Annotated in this window: 13 protein-coding genes; 7 read left to right on the top strand and 6 right to left on the bottom strand. The window is 72.0% G+C overall.

All coding sequences use genetic code 11. The annotated features are described in order from the left end of the window. Positions 1 to 192 precede the first annotated feature (192 nt). Both OG553_RS04395 and OG553_RS04390 read right to left on the bottom strand, forming a co-directional pair. On the bottom strand, positions 193 to 645 hold the full coding sequence (locus tag OG553_RS04395) for a contact-dependent growth inhibition system immunity protein (RefSeq protein WP_405977692.1): 453 nt from the start codon (positions 643 to 645) through the stop codon (positions 193 to 195). A 100-nt stretch (positions 646 to 745) separates the two neighbouring features. Next, positions 746 to 952 carry a hypothetical protein gene (locus OG553_RS04390; protein ID WP_405977691.1) on the bottom strand — a complete coding sequence of 69 codons (207 nt, stop codon included), beginning with the start codon at positions 950 to 952 and terminating at the stop codon, positions 746 to 748. 175 nt (positions 953 to 1127) lie between these two features. Here OG553_RS04390 and OG553_RS04385 point away from each other — a divergent pair, with 175 nt between their 5' ends. Further along, positions 1128 to 2315 carry a helix-turn-helix domain-containing protein gene (locus tag OG553_RS04385; protein WP_405977690.1) on the top strand — a complete coding sequence of 396 codons (1188 nt, stop codon included), beginning with the start codon at positions 1128 to 1130 and terminating at the stop codon, positions 2313 to 2315. 73 nt (positions 2316 to 2388) lie between these two features. On the opposite strand, the gene sph is transcribed toward OG553_RS04385, so the two are convergent. Beyond that, positions 2389 to 3372, bottom strand: a complete 984-nt coding sequence (gene sph / locus OG553_RS04380) for a sphingomyelin phosphodiesterase (protein ID WP_405977689.1) — start codon at positions 3370 to 3372, stop codon at positions 2389 to 2391. Between the two features lie 139 nt (positions 3373 to 3511). On the opposite strand from sph, the gene OG553_RS04375 reads away from it, so the two are divergent. After that, on the top strand, positions 3512 to 4402 hold the full coding sequence (locus OG553_RS04375; protein ID WP_405977688.1) for an oxygenase MpaB family protein: 891 nt from the start codon (positions 3512 to 3514) through the stop codon (positions 4400 to 4402). A gap of 36 nt (positions 4403 to 4438) precedes the next feature. Here OG553_RS04375 and OG553_RS04370 read toward each other — a convergent pair whose 3' ends face one another. Both OG553_RS04370 and OG553_RS04365 read right to left on the bottom strand, forming a co-directional pair. Beyond that, entirely contained in the window at positions 4439 to 5944 is a 1506-nt protein-coding gene (locus OG553_RS04370; RefSeq protein WP_405977687.1) for a M1 family metallopeptidase, read from the bottom strand. A gap of 412 nt (positions 5945 to 6356) precedes the next feature. Next, the gene (locus tag OG553_RS04365) at positions 6357 to 6986 is read right to left on the bottom strand and encodes a LysE family translocator (protein WP_405977686.1); all 630 of its coding nucleotides are present in this window, start codon (positions 6984 to 6986) and stop codon (positions 6357 to 6359) included. Positions 6987 to 7039: 53 nt separating this feature from the next. On the opposite strand from OG553_RS04365, the gene OG553_RS04360 reads away from it, so the two are divergent. Continuing rightward, positions 7040 to 8563 carry a PLP-dependent aminotransferase family protein gene (locus tag OG553_RS04360; RefSeq protein ID WP_405977685.1) on the top strand — a complete coding sequence of 508 codons (1524 nt, stop codon included), beginning with the start codon at positions 7040 to 7042 and terminating at the stop codon, positions 8561 to 8563. Here the strand turns inward: OG553_RS04360 and OG553_RS04355 are convergent. Continuing rightward, positions 8506 to 9930 carry a hypothetical protein gene (locus tag OG553_RS04355; RefSeq protein ID WP_405977684.1) on the bottom strand — a complete coding sequence of 475 codons (1425 nt, stop codon included), beginning with the start codon at positions 9928 to 9930 and terminating at the stop codon, positions 8506 to 8508. The two genes, OG553_RS04360 and OG553_RS04355, sit on opposite strands and share 58 nt — an antisense overlap. Positions 9931 to 10082: 152 nt before the next feature. Between OG553_RS04355 and OG553_RS04350 the strand changes: the two genes are divergently transcribed. From OG553_RS04350 to OG553_RS04335, 4 genes are all read left to right on the top strand, one after another. Next, on the top strand, positions 10083 to 10280 hold the full coding sequence (locus tag OG553_RS04350) for a hypothetical protein (protein WP_405977683.1): 198 nt from the start codon (positions 10083 to 10085) through the stop codon (positions 10278 to 10280). A 96-nt stretch (positions 10281 to 10376) separates the two neighbouring features. After that, positions 10377 to 12863, top strand: coding sequence for a Tex family protein (locus tag OG553_RS04345; RefSeq protein WP_405977682.1), 2487 nt, complete (start codon positions 10377 to 10379; stop codon positions 12861 to 12863). A 263-nt stretch (positions 12864 to 13126) separates the two neighbouring features. Next, on the top strand, positions 13127 to 13633 hold the full coding sequence (locus tag OG553_RS04340) for a hypothetical protein (protein WP_405977681.1): 507 nt from the start codon (positions 13127 to 13129) through the stop codon (positions 13631 to 13633). After that, a complete protein-coding gene (locus OG553_RS04335; protein ID WP_405977680.1) occupies positions 13623 to 14822 on the top strand; it encodes an MAB_1171c family putative transporter in 1200 nt (399 codons plus the stop codon). Before OG553_RS04340 ends, OG553_RS04335 begins: the two co-directional genes overlap by 11 nt. Positions 14823 to 14869: the final 47 nt, after the last annotated feature.

The raw sequence follows: 14869 nt of genomic DNA, 5'->3' as shown, positions 1-14869 counted from the left end.
ATGGCTGGTTTGGGGGTTTCCCGGCAGTTCTTCGGCTTTCCGGGGCGGGTCGGTCTGTCGAGGGTGGCCGAAGGCCATCGCGAAGCGACGCGACGAAGGAGCGCCCTTGACAGGCCGGCGCGACGCGGAAGGACGATGGGACTGACGGGAAACCCCCAAGGCCGCTCAGAGACCGCCCAGGCCGGACCCCGCTCAGTGCGCCTCAGGAGGGGAGGCCGGTCTTCTCGGTCGTACCGCCCCTGCGGCGAAACGGGCCAGGTCCGCCGCAGCGCCCCTCGGCAGGTCTCCCACCGCCGCCTCCGGCAGGGCCGAAACCACATCCCTCAGCTGGGCTGCGAGCTCCGGCAGTGTGGCCCATGCCGAGGCCGGCGCGTCCACCACCGCGAGGAGCAGGTCGCCCTCGTAGAAGTAGGCGTCCAGCAGCGGCTCGTCCAGCAGGAGCCGAACCGCGAGCGGCAGTGCGTACGGCAGCCCCACCCGCTGCGAGATCAGCGTGCGCAGGTCCGCCGGCTGCAGCTGGCCCAGCGGTACGCGCCGCAGTGCATGCACCTTCCTGACCAGGTGGGTCGCATCTCCCGTGGGAGCTGCCCAGCGGGGCGGGTCCAACTCGTCGAGAGTGCGGTCGAGGTGAAGGAGACGGCTCATGTGCCCAAGGCTAGGTCGCACCTTGAACCACAAGGCGGGTCGGGCACGATCCAAAGGGCATGGCAGGCTGCCTGAGCTGTGGCTTCCGGCGGACTGCCGGTCAGGCCGGTTCGAGGTTGTCGACGGCGGTGGTGAACTCCCGGCCGGAGGCGGCCCGGATGTAGGCCAGCTCCGTCCAGCGCTCGATTCCGGTATCGGAGACGTTCTCGTTGATCACCGCCATCAGCTCGCCCTCGTTGCCCGAGGCGATGTCGCGGACGTGCTTGCGGAGCAGCCGGTGGGGGACGTACTCGTACTGGTCACTCATCCGTCACCGCCGGCGAGATCTTGAGCCGGCGGGCCCGCGGGCCGGCGTTCGGTCATGACGCGCTCCTCGGTCAGGAGGGGGGTGGAGTGGTCCTCAGTAAACGGGCCCCGACTCGTTCGGGCTATGTCTGACGGAGGGTCCGCAAAGTCTGTGCGCGCATCGGCACACTCTGTGCATGGGCGATTTGCTGGGGGACGTGCTGCGACAGGCTCGGAACGCCAAGCGCCTGTCGCAAGGGGAAGTGGGCAAGGCGGTCGGATACTCCAGCTCGTGGCTGTCGCGGGTCGAAACGGGAAAGATCCAGCCGGATGAGGACACCCTCGGCTCGTTGTGTGGTGTCCTGGGTCTGACCGCTGCTGACGTGGGGCTCGAAGGGGATGACGTGCACCGCCGAAAAGTGCTCTCGCTTGGCCTGGGAGTCGGTATCGCTGCCGCGCTGCCCGGTACCGCCTTCGCCACGGTCGACCCGAAGGAGCTGGTGGAGAGGTCGCTGTTCCGTCTCCCCGAGGCGCGTCCCGCGTCGCGTGAAGCCCTTGCCTCGGCCCTCGTCCAGGCCCGCAGCGTCTTCCAGGAAGCGCAGTACGGCCAGTTGAGCCGGACCCTGCCCTCTCTGATCTCCGGCTCCCTCGCTTCGCAGGCCCACGACATCGCGGCCCGTGCGTATGTCCTGCTCGCGCAGCTCGCGATCAAGAACCATCAGGGGCCCTTCGCCGGCATCGCCGCCGAAAGGGCGCGCGCGCAAGCTGAGTTGACCGGCAGTGCGGTGGTGATGGGCGAGGCCTCGCACTCCATGGGCGTCACGCTGCGGCGTGGCGGAGAGTACCTGGCGGCCATCGACCACCTCAGGCGGGCAGCGGACCGGCTCGGTGGGCACCCCGAGGAGCTCGCGATGCGGGGCACGCTGATGCTCACGGCCTCGTACAGCGCGGCGCAGGCCGGTTGGCGTTCTCAGGCAATGGAGTTGATCGGGCAGGCCGAGGAGACCGCGAAACGCCGGGAGGCGGCCGCGCAGCGGCTCTACATCCCCGGCGTGTTCGGCGAGGATCAGACGAGGGTCTTCCGGATCTCCGTCCACCATGCGCTGGGCGAGGATGACCAGGCCCTGACCTACGCGGAGAAGCTAGACCCCCGCCGGCTGCCGAACGCCGAGAGGCGCGGACGGATGTGCATGGACGTCGCCCGCGTGTGGCAGGGGCTCGCCGAGCCGCAGAAGGCGTTCCATGCGCTCCGGGCACTGGCGTCGTACGCGCCGGAGGAAGCGACCCGGCCCAAGGTCCGCGCCATCGCCTCCGAGTTGCTGGTGATGAACCCGGAGATGCCGGGCCTGCGGCGCTTCGCCCAGCGCACTGGAGCGGCCGTCTGACCGGGGATCCGATGCATACCGCGCCCCCTCCCGCCTGTGAGTGGGAGGGGGCGCGACCGTTCCGGTTCTGCTGTCAGCGGCCGATCACCGGGTAGTGGTCCGAGAGGTTGGAGTACGTGTAGGACTTGCCCCAGCTGGAGACCGTCCAGGGGGTCGACTCCTCCTTGACCACGTTGTTCTCCCAGCCCGCCGGGCGGGCGTTGCCCTTGCGGTAGAGGACGTAGTCCAGGTCCTCGCGGGGGTCCGTCGGGTAGCGGTAGTTGGCGATCGAGTTCTGCGCCGTGTCGAAGGAGTACGGGTGGCCCGTGCGGGTGTCGGCGCCGGCGAGGTCGGCGTCCGCGAGCATGGAGGCGTACTCCGGGGTGCGGGAGTCCACGTTCATGTCGCCCGCGACGATGACCTGCTCGTTCGCCGGGATGTTCTTGGCGTCGAGGAACGCGTCTATGTTCTTGAACTGGCGGCTGCGCATCTGCGCCGCCTCGCCCGCGCCGCAGCCCGGGTCGGTGGACTGGGCGTGGGTGCCGACGACGTGGACCTTGGCGCCGTTGACGTTCAGGACGACGTAGGCGAAGCCCTTGTTGGACCACCAGTCGGCGCCGCAGGCGTCCTTGTAGACCACCTGCTCCTTGCGCAGGATCGGCCACTTGCTGAGGATCGTGACGCCGCCGTCCTCGGGGGTGGTGGTGGAGTAGGAGCCGCCCGTGGCGTCCCAGCCGCTCTTGCTGCGGCCCACCACCGGGGTCTGGTACGGGTACTGCGCGGCCGAGTTGGCCTGCAGCGCGTCGGAGGCGCCGTTGTCGAAGGCCTCCTGGAGGACCACCACGTCGTGGCCCTGGAAGAAGGAGGCCCGGGGGATCTCCGCGGCCCGGTGGTCCTGGCCCCAGTTCGGGTAGAGGTTCTTGCTCATCAGGAACACGTTGTAGGTCAGGACGCTCAGTCGCGGGGCCTGCGCGGCGCTCTCGGCGGCGGTGGCGGAGGGCGCGGCGGTGAGGGCCAGGGTCGCGGCGGCCACCGCCGTGGCGGCGGCGCGGGTGCGGCGGTGGGAGATCTGCGGCATGGGGGTCTCCGTCAGTCCGGTGAATCCTGCGGGGAAGATCGACGCCGCAATCCAAGCAGCCGCGGTTACCTCTGGGTAACACCCGTGACAAGACTTTCTGTCCGGAGCGAGGACTTCTCCCGCTCGCATAATTGGTCCCATGGACCACACAGCCCGCATATCGCCCACCAGGCCCGGCAGGGGCCTCGATCCCGAGCCGCCGCCGCCCGGAGGGGTGCTGTGGTCGACCGCAGGGGACGTCCGCTCCCTGCTGACGCTGCCCGCCGCCTTCACCATGCAGGTCGCCCACCCGGCCGTCGGCGCCGGAGTCGACCAGTACTCCGTCTTCCGCACCGACCCCTGGGGCCGCGGCGAGCGCTCGCTGCGCTCCGTGATGCTGTGGGTCTACGGCGGACAGGAGGCCGTCGCCGAGGGGCGCCGGGTGCGCCGCCTGCACAAGGAGATCCAGGGAACCGACACCCGGGGCCGGCGCTACCACTCCCTGGACCCCGACTGCTACGCCTGGGTGCACGCCACCGGCTTCCCCGTCGCCCTGTACGCCGGGCGCTACCTGTTCCGCCCCATCACCCCCGCCCACGAGCGGCAGCTGTACGCGGAGTGGCTGAGGGTCGGGCGGATCCTCGGGCTGCGCGACCGGGACATGCCGCAGACCGTCGAGGAGTTCTGGCCCTACTACCGCCGGATGCTGGCCGAGGAGATCGAGCCCACTAAGGTCGCCCGCGAGCTGGTCGCGACCGATGCGGACCTGCCCCGCCCCGAGGTGGCCTCCCCGGTGCTGCGGCTGCTGCTGCGGATCACCTGGCCGGTCCTGCGGGCCGGCTACCTGCGCTTCCGGGCCTTCGTCACCGTCGGGTACATGCCGCCCGACGCGCGGGCCGCCATCGGCCTGGAGTGGACCCCCGCGCAGGAGCGCCGGCTCCGGCGGTTCAGCACGGCCGTACGGCTCCTCGTACCGGTGCTGCCGGAGCGGCTGCGCTACCTGCCGAGGGCCCGCGCCGCGCGGGCGCGGTGGCGCGCCGGCACCCGCTGACGGGTACCGGCGCGCGGGTCCGCGTACCGCCGTGGTTCAGTGCTCGTGGACCGTGTTCGTCGCGGCGATCTTCTTCCAGGACTTGGGCTCCGCGGCGGGCTTGGCTGCGGGTGTCTGGAGGGTGCGGGCGCCGGGCTTGGCGGCCGGGGTGGAGAAGGCCGGCTTGCCCGGGGTGTACAGCCAGGTCTCGAAGAGCTGGGCGAGCGGCTTGTTCGAGATCTTCTCCGCGTACCGGACGAAGTCCCCGACCTTGGCGTTGCCGTAGGCGCGCTCGGTCGGCCAGCCCTTGAGGATCTTGAAGAACTTCTCGTCGCCGACCTCGTTGCGCAGCGCCTGGATCGCGATCGCGCCGCGGTCGTACACGGCCCCGTGGAACTGGTTGTCCGGGCCCGGGTCACCCGGCTTGACCTGCCAGAACGGGTCCTCGGCCGGGCGGGAGGAGTACGCCCAGTCGGCGAGCTCCTGCGCGGTGCCCTCGCCCTCCTTCTCCGACCACAGCCACTGGCTGTAGCGGGCGAAGCCCTCGTTGACCCAGATGTCCTTCCAGTTGTCGACGGACACGCTGTCCCCGTACCACTGGTGGGCCAGCTCGTGCACGACCACCTGGATGTTCGCGCCGTTCGAGAACTGGCGCGGGCTGTAGAACGGCCGGGTCTGCGTCTCCAGCGCGAAGCCGCTGGGCACGTTCGGGACGTAGCCGCCCAGGGCGTTGAACGGGTACGGGCCGAAGACCCCCTCCAGCCACTCCGCGACCTCGCCGGTCCGCTCGACGCTCGCGCGCGCCGCGCCGGCGTTGTCGCCGAGGTCCTTGCTGTACGCGTTGAGGATCGGCAGGCCGTTCGCCGTCTTGTCGGTGGTGATGTCGAACTTGCCGATCGCGAGCGTCGCCAGGTACGTGGCCTGCGGCTTGTTCGACCGCCAGTTGTAGCGGGTCCAGCCCAGCTTCGAACTCTGCGACTGGAGCACGCCGTTGCTGATGGCCTGGGTGCCGTCCGGGACGTTGACGGACACGTCGAAGGTGGCCTTGTCGAGGGGGTGGTCGTTGCTCGGGAACCACCACGCCGCCGCGTCCGGCTCCTGCGCCGCCACGCCGCCGTCCGGGGTCCGCTGCCAGGCGGACCAGCCGTCGACCTTGAACTCGGAGGGCTTGCCCGCGTACTTGACGACGACCGTGGCCTGACGGTCCTTCTGGAGCGGCTGAGCCGGGGTCACTTCGAGCTCGTGGTCGCCCGAGGCCGCGAACTTCGCCTTGGCCCCGTTGACCCGGACCTCGCTGACCTTGAGCCCGAAGTCGAGGTTGAAGCGCGACAGGTCCTGCTTGGCGGTGGCCAGCAGGGTGGCCGTGCCCTCCAGCAGGTCCGTCTTCGGCTGGTACTGCAGGCGCAGGTCGTAGTGGGAGACGTCGTAGCCGCCGTTCCCGCTGGCCGGGTAGTAGGTGTCGCCGATACCCGGGGCGCCCGGACCCGCGCTGGCCGCCGACGCCGGGATCACCAGCAGGAGTGAGGCGGCCAGGACGCTCGGGGCGATGACTTTGCGGTGCACGAAGAGCTCCAAGGGGTAGGGGAGGCAGATCGGTTCGAGGTCTCGTCGTCCGACCGTATTCACCCGTGGCGCCTTAGGTCATGTCCATGGCTCCTGCTGTCACACGATCGCCATTCGGCCGTCATGATCAGGCGCCGGGCCGAGGAGGCGGAGGGGGCGGCTGACCTGGGAGTCCGTCATCGGATCCGGCGGCGGACGGGACGATTCCCCGGTTCGGCCGGGTGGGTGCGCGTGTTGACCATGCGTCAGAAGAGGGACGGGATTCGGACACCCGTGCGCCGCCGGCCCCGCTACGGGGGCGGTGTCCGCCGCGTGGCGGGGCGATTTCCGGCCGCCCGGGAGGTCCCCGGAGTGGCGGGGGCGCGCACGGCGCAGAGTGGCCCGATCGGCGGCCTTGCGGAACGCGGCCGGCTCATGCTCCGCCGGGCAGGGCGGCCAGTGCGGCGAGGGCCAGGTAGACGGCGCCCACCGCCCAGTGCTGCCGGGCCAGCGCCCTCGGGCTGCGCCGCAGCCACCGGCTGACGGCCCCGCCGGAGCAGGCGCAGACGACGTCGACGAGGGAGCCGAGCAGCAGGAACACCGCCCCCAGCAGTCGCATCCGGGCCTGCGGATCGGGCGCGCCCAGGCTCACGAACTGCGGGAAGAACGCCAGGAAGAACAGGGTGACCTTGGGGTTGAGCAGGTTCACCAGCAGCCCGTCGGCGTACGCGCGTCCCAGCCGTACGGGGACCTCCGCGCCGTCGGCCGCGAGGGCCGACGGGCCGCGGCGCAGGGCCCGTACGCCCAGGTGGAGCAGGTAGGCCGCGCCAGCGTACTTGAAGGCCGCGAAGGCGGCGGGGGAGCGGTTCAGCAGCTGCGCGACCCCCGAGACGGCGATCGCCAGGTGCGCCACCGTCGCGGTCTCCACCCCGGCCGCCGTGGCGAGGCCCGCCCGGCGGCCCTGGGAGGCGGCCCGCGTGACGATCAGGATCAGGTTCGGCCCGGGCAGCAGGATCAGGGCGGCGGAGGCGGCGACGAAGCCGAGCAGGGTGCTGGTGTCCATGCGTCTAGGCTGGCCGGAAAGGGTGCACGGCACCCGGGCCAATGGGGGGACGAGTGGACCGCTCCGCCGCGCGTGCGTGGACCGCGGGAGACCTGGACGGGGTGCTGGGCGGCTGGACCGCCGGCCCGGGGCCGCTCTACCGCCGCCTCGCCGGGGCCCTGGGGGCGGCCGTGCGCTCGGGCGACCTCGCGCCCGGGGACCGGCTGCCCGCCGAACGCCCCCTGGCGGCCGCGCTCGGCGTGAGCCGGGCCACCGTGGCCGACGCCTACGACACCCTGCGCGGCGCCGGCCTGGCGGTGAGCCGCCGGGGCAGCGGGACCCGGGTCGCCGGGCTGCCGCGGGCGGAGCTGCGGCCTGCCGACGGGCGGGTCCGCGGGGGCACCGGGGCCGCGCTGGTGCAGCGGCTCGTGGACGGGCCGGTGGAGGTGATCTCCCTCGCCGTGGCGGCCGAAGGCGCGGCCCCGGAGGTGCGGCGGGCCCTGACCGGGCTGCTGGCGGACGGGCTGGAACCGCTGCTCGCGCAGGCCGGCTACCACCCCGGCGGACTCCCGGAGCTGCGGGCGGCGGTCGCGGACCGGTACACCGGGCAGGGGCTGCGGACCACGCCGGACCAGGTCCTGGTCACCACCGGCGCCACCCAGGCCCTGGCGCTGGTCGCGCAGCTGTACGTACGTCGGGGGTCACCGGTGGTGGTCGAGAGCCCCGCCTGGCCGGGCTGCCTGGACGCCCTGCTGGCCGCCGGGGCCCGGTTGCGGCGGGTGCCGCTCGACGGGGACGGGGTGCGGGTGCCCGACTTCGCGCGGGCCCTGCCCGGAGCGGCGCTGGCCCATGTCACGCCGACCTACCACAACCCCACCGGGGTGCTGATGTCGGCGGCCCGGCGGCTGCGGACCGCGGAGCTGTGCGCGCGGGAAGGGGTGCCGCTGGTGGAGGACCTGGCCTACGACACCCTGCTCTGGGACGTCCCGGAGCCCGGCCCGGTGGCGCGGTACGCCCCCGCCGGGGCGGAGGTGCTGAGCGTCGGCTCGCTCGCCAAGGCCGCCTGGGGCGGGCTGCGGATCGGCTGGGTGCGGGGGCCGGCCGCGGTGGTGGAGCGGCTGGCCCGGCTCAAGGCCCTGGCGGACCTGGGCAGTCCGCTGCTGGACCAGGCGCTGGCCGCGCGGCTGCTGCCGGGCGTGGACGCGCTGCGGGCAAGGCGGGCGGGTGTGCTGCGGGAGCGCCTGGCCCTGCTGGAGTCCCTCCTGCGGGCGGAGTTGCCCGACTGGCGGTGGCGACGGCCCGACGGCGGCGGGGCGTTGTGGCTCGAACTCCCCGACGGGGCGGACGCGTCGGTCTTCGCGCGCGTGGCACTGCGCCACGGGGTGGAGCTCGTCCCGGGCTCGGCCACCGACCCCTCCGGCGCCCACGACGCGTACGTCCGGCTGCCGTTCACCCTCCCGCAGGCCCGCCTGGAAGCCCTTACGGCCCGCCTGGGCCGCTCCTGGACCGCCTTCCGCGGCACGGCGCCCGCGCCGCGCGGCTACGAGCCCGAGGAGCTCTCCTCGGTGGAGCGGGCCTTGTCCAGGAGCTCCTCGTAGGGTGCCTGGTCCCCGGAGCCGCGGATCTTCGAGAGGCCGTACTTGTCGATGAGCGGCTTGTTGTAATGGGGGTTCTGCGGATCGAAGGCGATCTTGGTGCCGGGTGGCGATATGGCGACGTCTATGCGTGAGCGGTCGCCACTGGGGACCCGCCATACGTTGATGTGCTGCCGGCCTCGGGCGATGTTGAGGATCTCGCTGCTGTTCGATATGTCGGAATCATTTCTGTATTGCGCGTTCTCGGGTTCTTCCGGGCGCCATTTGCCCTCTCTCTGGAGTACCTTCATGGTCGCCCGGGATTGTTCGTACTCAGGGGCCAGGGTCATCCTGTCCCTCCTGATCACATACGCCTCGGTCTGAGCCTTGAGCACCTCGAAATTGGCCCTGTTCGGATCCTTGAGGTTCCTGAGATTGTCGATCTCGATGACCACGTCCTGTGCGACCAGTTCCCCCGGGTTCAGTTCGCGCCCCGCCGGCGTGACGAATTCACCGTCGTATATCAGCGTGTCGGCAGTGGATTCGTCCTTGGACATGTCGCTCGCGGTCCCGCCGTGGATCCAGTAGATACTGCCGAGGACGTAGACGGGCACGCGCCCGTCGTTCTTCACGTACACGTGGACCGTGACGTGCAGCGGCGCCCCTTGGGAGGCCCGGGTCGCCCCCGTGATCTCGGCGCCGCTCGTTATCAACGGCATGGTCGCGTAGGGGACGTACACCTGCGAGTACGCCAGGTTGATGCTGGCCAGCAGGGTGGGGATGAGGGCGCCGATCGCGATCCGCTTGGGGTGGCGCAGTCCCTTCCACGCCCGGCACCGGATGATTTCGATCCCGGCGAGTACCGACCCGGCGAGGAAGGATATTCCGACCACGGTCCAGCCGGTGAAGTACTCGCCCCTCTGCAGGAGGAGCAGCGAGGAGCTGCAGAGGAAGACGATCACCACTCCGGCAAGGACGACCACCCCCGAATAGACCTTCTCCCGCTTGTGCCAGTAGTCGAGAGTGGCCACCGCGGCAGCCAACTCCACCAAAGCCGCGGCCAGCACGGAATATCCCGCCAGTCTGCCGCCGAAGGTGAGGGCGTTGCGGCAGTCCATCCAGCCGATCCAGGCGAGCAGGCAGGCGGTCGCGATGAACCCGGCGAACATGAGACCGCCGACCGTTCGCCGCTGTACGGTCCGGTCCGGCCAGACCGTGCTGTCTCCGCCGCGCCAATGGGCGGGGTGCCCGCAGGACAGCCCCGCACGGTGCAGGAGCTCTTGGAATTCCACCAGGGACCGCGCCTTGCCCGCTGTCTTGCCGTTGACCGTGACTTTTCTCCAGCCGAGGCAGTCAGGCGCACCCACGGATACCTCGGGTGTGTTCGCCATGGGACCAGCCTGCCGCGTGTCCGTCGTCGGCGCCCCCGGAGGCGGAGCGCGTCCCCCGCACCGGGGGCACGCCCAACCGGGGTGCGCCGGATGTGGTTTGGGGAGAAACTGGTGATGGCGTGTCCGTGTCGCTCGTCCTCAGAGGAGCTCCCATGCGTACACGATTCTTCGGCCTTCTCGCCGCCGCGCTCCTGGCAGCTCTCGGCGCCATGGGCCCCACCGCGCAAGCCGCCACACCCGTCATCGACGGCCCGACCTGTGTGCACGGCGGCGGAACGGTGGAGTACGACTCCGCTTCCGGCCTGTGGATCTGTGTGAAGGGCGATTACGACGGCGAATCCATCACCTGACCGGAAAGGACCGAGGGGCTCCCCGCGACCGTCACCGGTACCTGCCACAATTGACAGCCTTCCACGCAAACGCACGAAGGCAGGCGGGACCGCACAGTGACCATGTCCATCGAAGGCAGGATCGCCGAGGAGCTCGGCGTACGGGAACGGCAGGTCAAGGCCGCCGTCGAGCTGCTCGACGGCGGCTCCACCGTGCCGTTCATCGCGCGCTACCGCAAGGAAGCGACCGAGATGCTCGACGACGCCCAGCTGCGCACCCTGGAGGAGCGGCTGCGGTACCTGCGCGAGCTGGAGGACCGGCGCGCCGCGATCCTCGACTCCGTACGCGAGCAGGGCAAGCTCGACGCCGAGCTGGAGGCCCGCATCGCCGCCGCCGACACCAAGGCCCGGCTGGAGGACATCTACCTCCCGTTCAAGCCCAAGCGCCGCACCAAGGCCCAGATCGCCCGCGAGGCCGGCCTGGCACCCCTCGCCGAAGGCCTGCTCACCGACCCGTCCGTCGAGCCGGCCGCCGCCGCGGCCGCGTTCGTGGACGCTGACAAGGGCGTCGCCGACCCCGCCGCGGCCCTGGAGGGCGCCCGCGCCATCCTCACCGAGAAGTTCGCCGAGGACGCCGACCTGATCGGCGACCTCCGTGAGCGCATGTGGGGCCGCGGCCGGCTCGCCGCGAAGGTCCGCGAGGGCAAGGAGGAGGCGGGCGCCAAGTTCTCCGACTACTTCGACTTCGCCGAGCCCTTCACCGCCCTCCCCTCGCACCGCGTCCTCGCCATGCTGCGCGGCGAGAAGGAGGACGTCCTCTCCCTGGACCTGGAGCCCGAGGAGCCTTCCGACATCCCCGGACCCTCCACGTACGAGGGCCTGATCTCCCGCCGCTTCGGCATCGCCGACCGCGACCGCCCCGGCGACAAGTGGCTCGCCGACACCGTCCGCTGGGCCTGGCGCACCAAGATCCAGGTACACCTCGGCATCGACCTGCGGACCCGGCTGCGCGCCGCCGCCGAGGACGAGGCCGTACGGGTCTTCGCCGCCAACCTGCGCGACCTGCTGCTCGCCGCTCCCGCCGGCACCCGCGCCACGCTCGGCCTGGACCCGGGCTTCCGCACCGGCGTCAAGGTGGCCGTCGTCGACGCGACCGGCAAGGTCGTCGCCACCGACGTGATCCACCCGCACGTCCCGGCCAACAAGTGGGACGAGTCCATCGCCAAGCTCGCCCGCCTCGCGAAGGAGCACGCGGTCGAGCTGGTCGCCATCGGCAACGGCACCGCCTCCCGCGAGACCGACAAGCTCGCCGGGGACCTCATCACCCGCCACCCCGAGCTGAAGCTCACCAAGGTGATGGTCTCGGAGGCCGGCGCCTCCGTGTACTCCGCCTCGGCCTTCGCCTCGCAGGAACTCCCGGACATGGACGTGTCCCTGCGCGGCGCCGTCTCGATCGCCCGCCGCCTCCAGGACCCCCTCGCCGAACTGGTCAAGATCGACCCGAAGTCCATCGGAGTCGGCCAGTACCAGCACGACCTGGCCGAGGTGAAGCTGTCCCGCTCGCTCGACGCGGTCGTCGAGGACTGCGTGAACGGCGTCGGCGTCGACGTCAACACCGCCTCCGCCCCGCTGCTCTCCCGGGTGTCGGGCATCAGCGGCACCCTCGCCGAGAACATCGTCGCCCACCGCGACGCCAACGGCCCCTTCCGCAGCCGCAAGGGCCTCAAGGACGTGGCGCGCCTCGGTCCGAAGGCGTACGAGCAGTGCGCCGGCTTCCTGCGGATCCGGGGCGGGGACGACCCGCTGGACTTCTCCAGCGTGCACCCCGAGGCGTACCCCGTGGTCCGGGCCATGGGCAAGGCGGCGGGCGCCGAGGTGGCGGCCCTGATCGGCAACACCTCCGTGCTGAGCTCGCTGCGGCCCGAGCAGTTCGTCACCGAGGCGTTCGGCCTGCCCACCGTCACCGACATCCTGCGCGAGCTGGAGAAGCCGGGCCGCGACCCGCGCCCCGCCTTCAAGACGGCCACCTTCAAGGAGGGCGTCGAGAAGATCGGCGACCTGGCGCCCGGCATGATCCTCGAAGGGGTGGTCACCAACGTGGCCGCCTTCGGAGCCTTCATCGACATCGGCGTCCACCAGGACGGACTCGCGCACGTGTCGGCCCTGTCGAAGACCTTCGTCAAGGACCCCCGCGACGTGGTGAAGCCGGGCGACATCGTCCGGGTCAAGGTCATGGACGTGGACATCCCGCGCAAGCGGATCTCGCTCACCCTGCGGCTGGAGGACGAGGCGGGCGCCGAGCGCGGCGCCGGCGCGCCCCGGCAGCGGGACGAGCGCCAGGGCGAGCGCCGGGGCGGCGGCGGGCGGCCCCCGCAGCAACGCGGCGGCCAGGGCCAGGGCCAGGGGCAGGGGCAGGGGCAGGGGCAGGGCCGGCGCGGCGGCGGCGACGGCCGGCGCCAGGGCGCGGGCGGCCAGGGCGGCCAGGGCGGCCAGGGCGGCGGCGGGCAGCGCTCCGGCGCCCCGGCCCCCGCGAACAGCGCCATGGCCGACGCCCTGCGCCGGGCCGGCCTGACCGGACCCGAGGAGGGCCGGGGGCGCCGGTAACGGCACGCCGGGGCACGGCCCGGGGACCGCCACCGGCAGGAGTGGCCGAATAGCCACCCCGCCGGGGGAACCTCCTTGCCAACTCCCCGGAATGATCGGTAGGGATGACGGAACGCCCGTTCGCACGCGCGGACGGGCGTTCCCCCTTTTTCCTCCTCCGGGACCACCCGCCCCGGGGCCGCCCCAAGGCACAGGACGCCATGCCGATGCCCACCCCCCACGCCTACCGACGCTGCCCGAGAAAGGCTCCGAAGAGGGAACGCATGCCCTATCGGGATCTCAGCCTGCGCAAACGGTGCGAGACGATTCTCGGTCACCTGGACCTGGCGACCCCTTTCTCCCTGGAAGGCCTGTGCACGCACATGGCCGACCGGCGCGGCCGCCCCATCCGGCTGCACCCGCTGCCCAGGGAGGCCGCCGAATCAGGCGTCTGCGGGCTGTGGGTCGGCACCGAGACCGTGGACTACGTGTTCTACGAGGCGCAGACCACCCCCCTGCACCGGGAGCACATCGTGCTCCACGAGCTCGGACACATCCTCTTCGGCCACCACTCCCTGGAGGGCGAGGAGACCGACGGCCGGGCCCCCGTCGTCCGCGGCCGCACGAACTACACCACCCGCCAGGAGCAGGAGGCGGAGATGCTCGCGAGCATGATCCGCATCCGCACCCCCACCACGGGCCACCCCCGCCGCGGCACCGCCCCCCGGGGAGCCCTGGCCCGCCTGGAGTCCGCCATGGGCTACGTCCGGGGCCACCGCGATGGCAGCTGAACTCGCCGCCGCCGGCGACTGGCTCGCCGTCCCCGGCGTGGTCTGCCTCTGGATCGCCGTCCTGCTCCGCGCCCCCGGCGCGCTGCGCTCCCCCGAACAGCGCGGACTGTGGCTGGCCGTCGCCACCGCGGCCGCCGCGATGACCCTGAACCTGCCCGCCGTCGTCACGTACGCCATGAGCCGCGAGCCCTCGTACGCCCACACCGTCGGCATCGTCCGCAACCTCATCGGCGTCCTGTCGGCGGGCGCCGTGCTCTACTTCGTCGCCGCCGCCACCCGCGGACGCAGGCTCCAACTCGCCTCCTGGGCGGGCACGGTGCTCTGGTTCGCCGTCCTCATCACCCTGGACGCCGCCGCCGCCGGGCACGGCACGCACGCCATCCCGGCCGCCGGACTGCCGGTGCCCTCCCTCGCGTACTGGCTCGTGCTGATCTCCGCCCACCTGATAGCCAACACCATCTGCGTCTTCGTCTGCTCGCGCTACGGCCGCCGCTCGGAGAGCCGCGCACTCGCCCTGGGACTGCGGCTGTTCGGCCTCGGCACCGCACTGGCCTGGGCGTTCTGGTTCGCGTACCTGCTCAAGGCCCTCTTCGGCAGCACCTGGGCGATGCCCGCCCTGCCGCTGCTGATGAACCTGCACGGCCTGCTGCGCGCCGCCGCGATCCTCGTGCCCACCGCGTTCGCGCTGCGCCGCACCCTCGCCGACACCGCCACCGCCTGGCGGCTGTGGCCGCTGTGGCGGGACCTGGTCCAGGCCGTCCCGTACGTGGTCCTCACCGAACCCCGCACCGGGCGGCTGCTGGAACTGCTCTGGCCGCCCGTGCCGCGCAACCTGCTCGTCTACCGCAAGGTCATCGAGACCCGCGACGCGATCCTGATCCTGGGGGAGTACGTCACCCCGGGCGTCCCGGAGCTCGCCCGCGGCCACGTCGCCGGCCGGGGCGTCCCCGAGCAGCGGCGCACCGCCGCCGCGCTGGCCTGCGTGCTGAAGGAGGCCCGGCGGGTGAAGCTCGCCGGACTGCCCGGCCAGCCGCCGCCGCAGGCCCCCGCGCTGGACCTGCCGGCCGTGATGCAGGACTCCGCCGAGGGCGGGGACCTGGAGGACGAGGCCAGGTTCCTGGTGGACGTCGCCCAGGCCTACGCCTCGCCCGCGGCCGCCGCCTTCGCCCCGGCCACCCGCACCGCCTGAACGACCCGCACCGCCTGAACGACCCGAACCACCTGAACCATCCGAAC

Source organism: Streptomyces sp. NBC_00158, from assembly GCF_045160885.1.
In the GTDB taxonomy this organism is placed as follows: Bacteria; Actinomycetota; Actinomycetes; order Streptomycetales; family Streptomycetaceae; genus Streptomyces.
The sequence above is the reverse complement of the archived record's forward strand: the minus strand, read 5'-3'. Positions and strand labels throughout refer to the sequence as shown.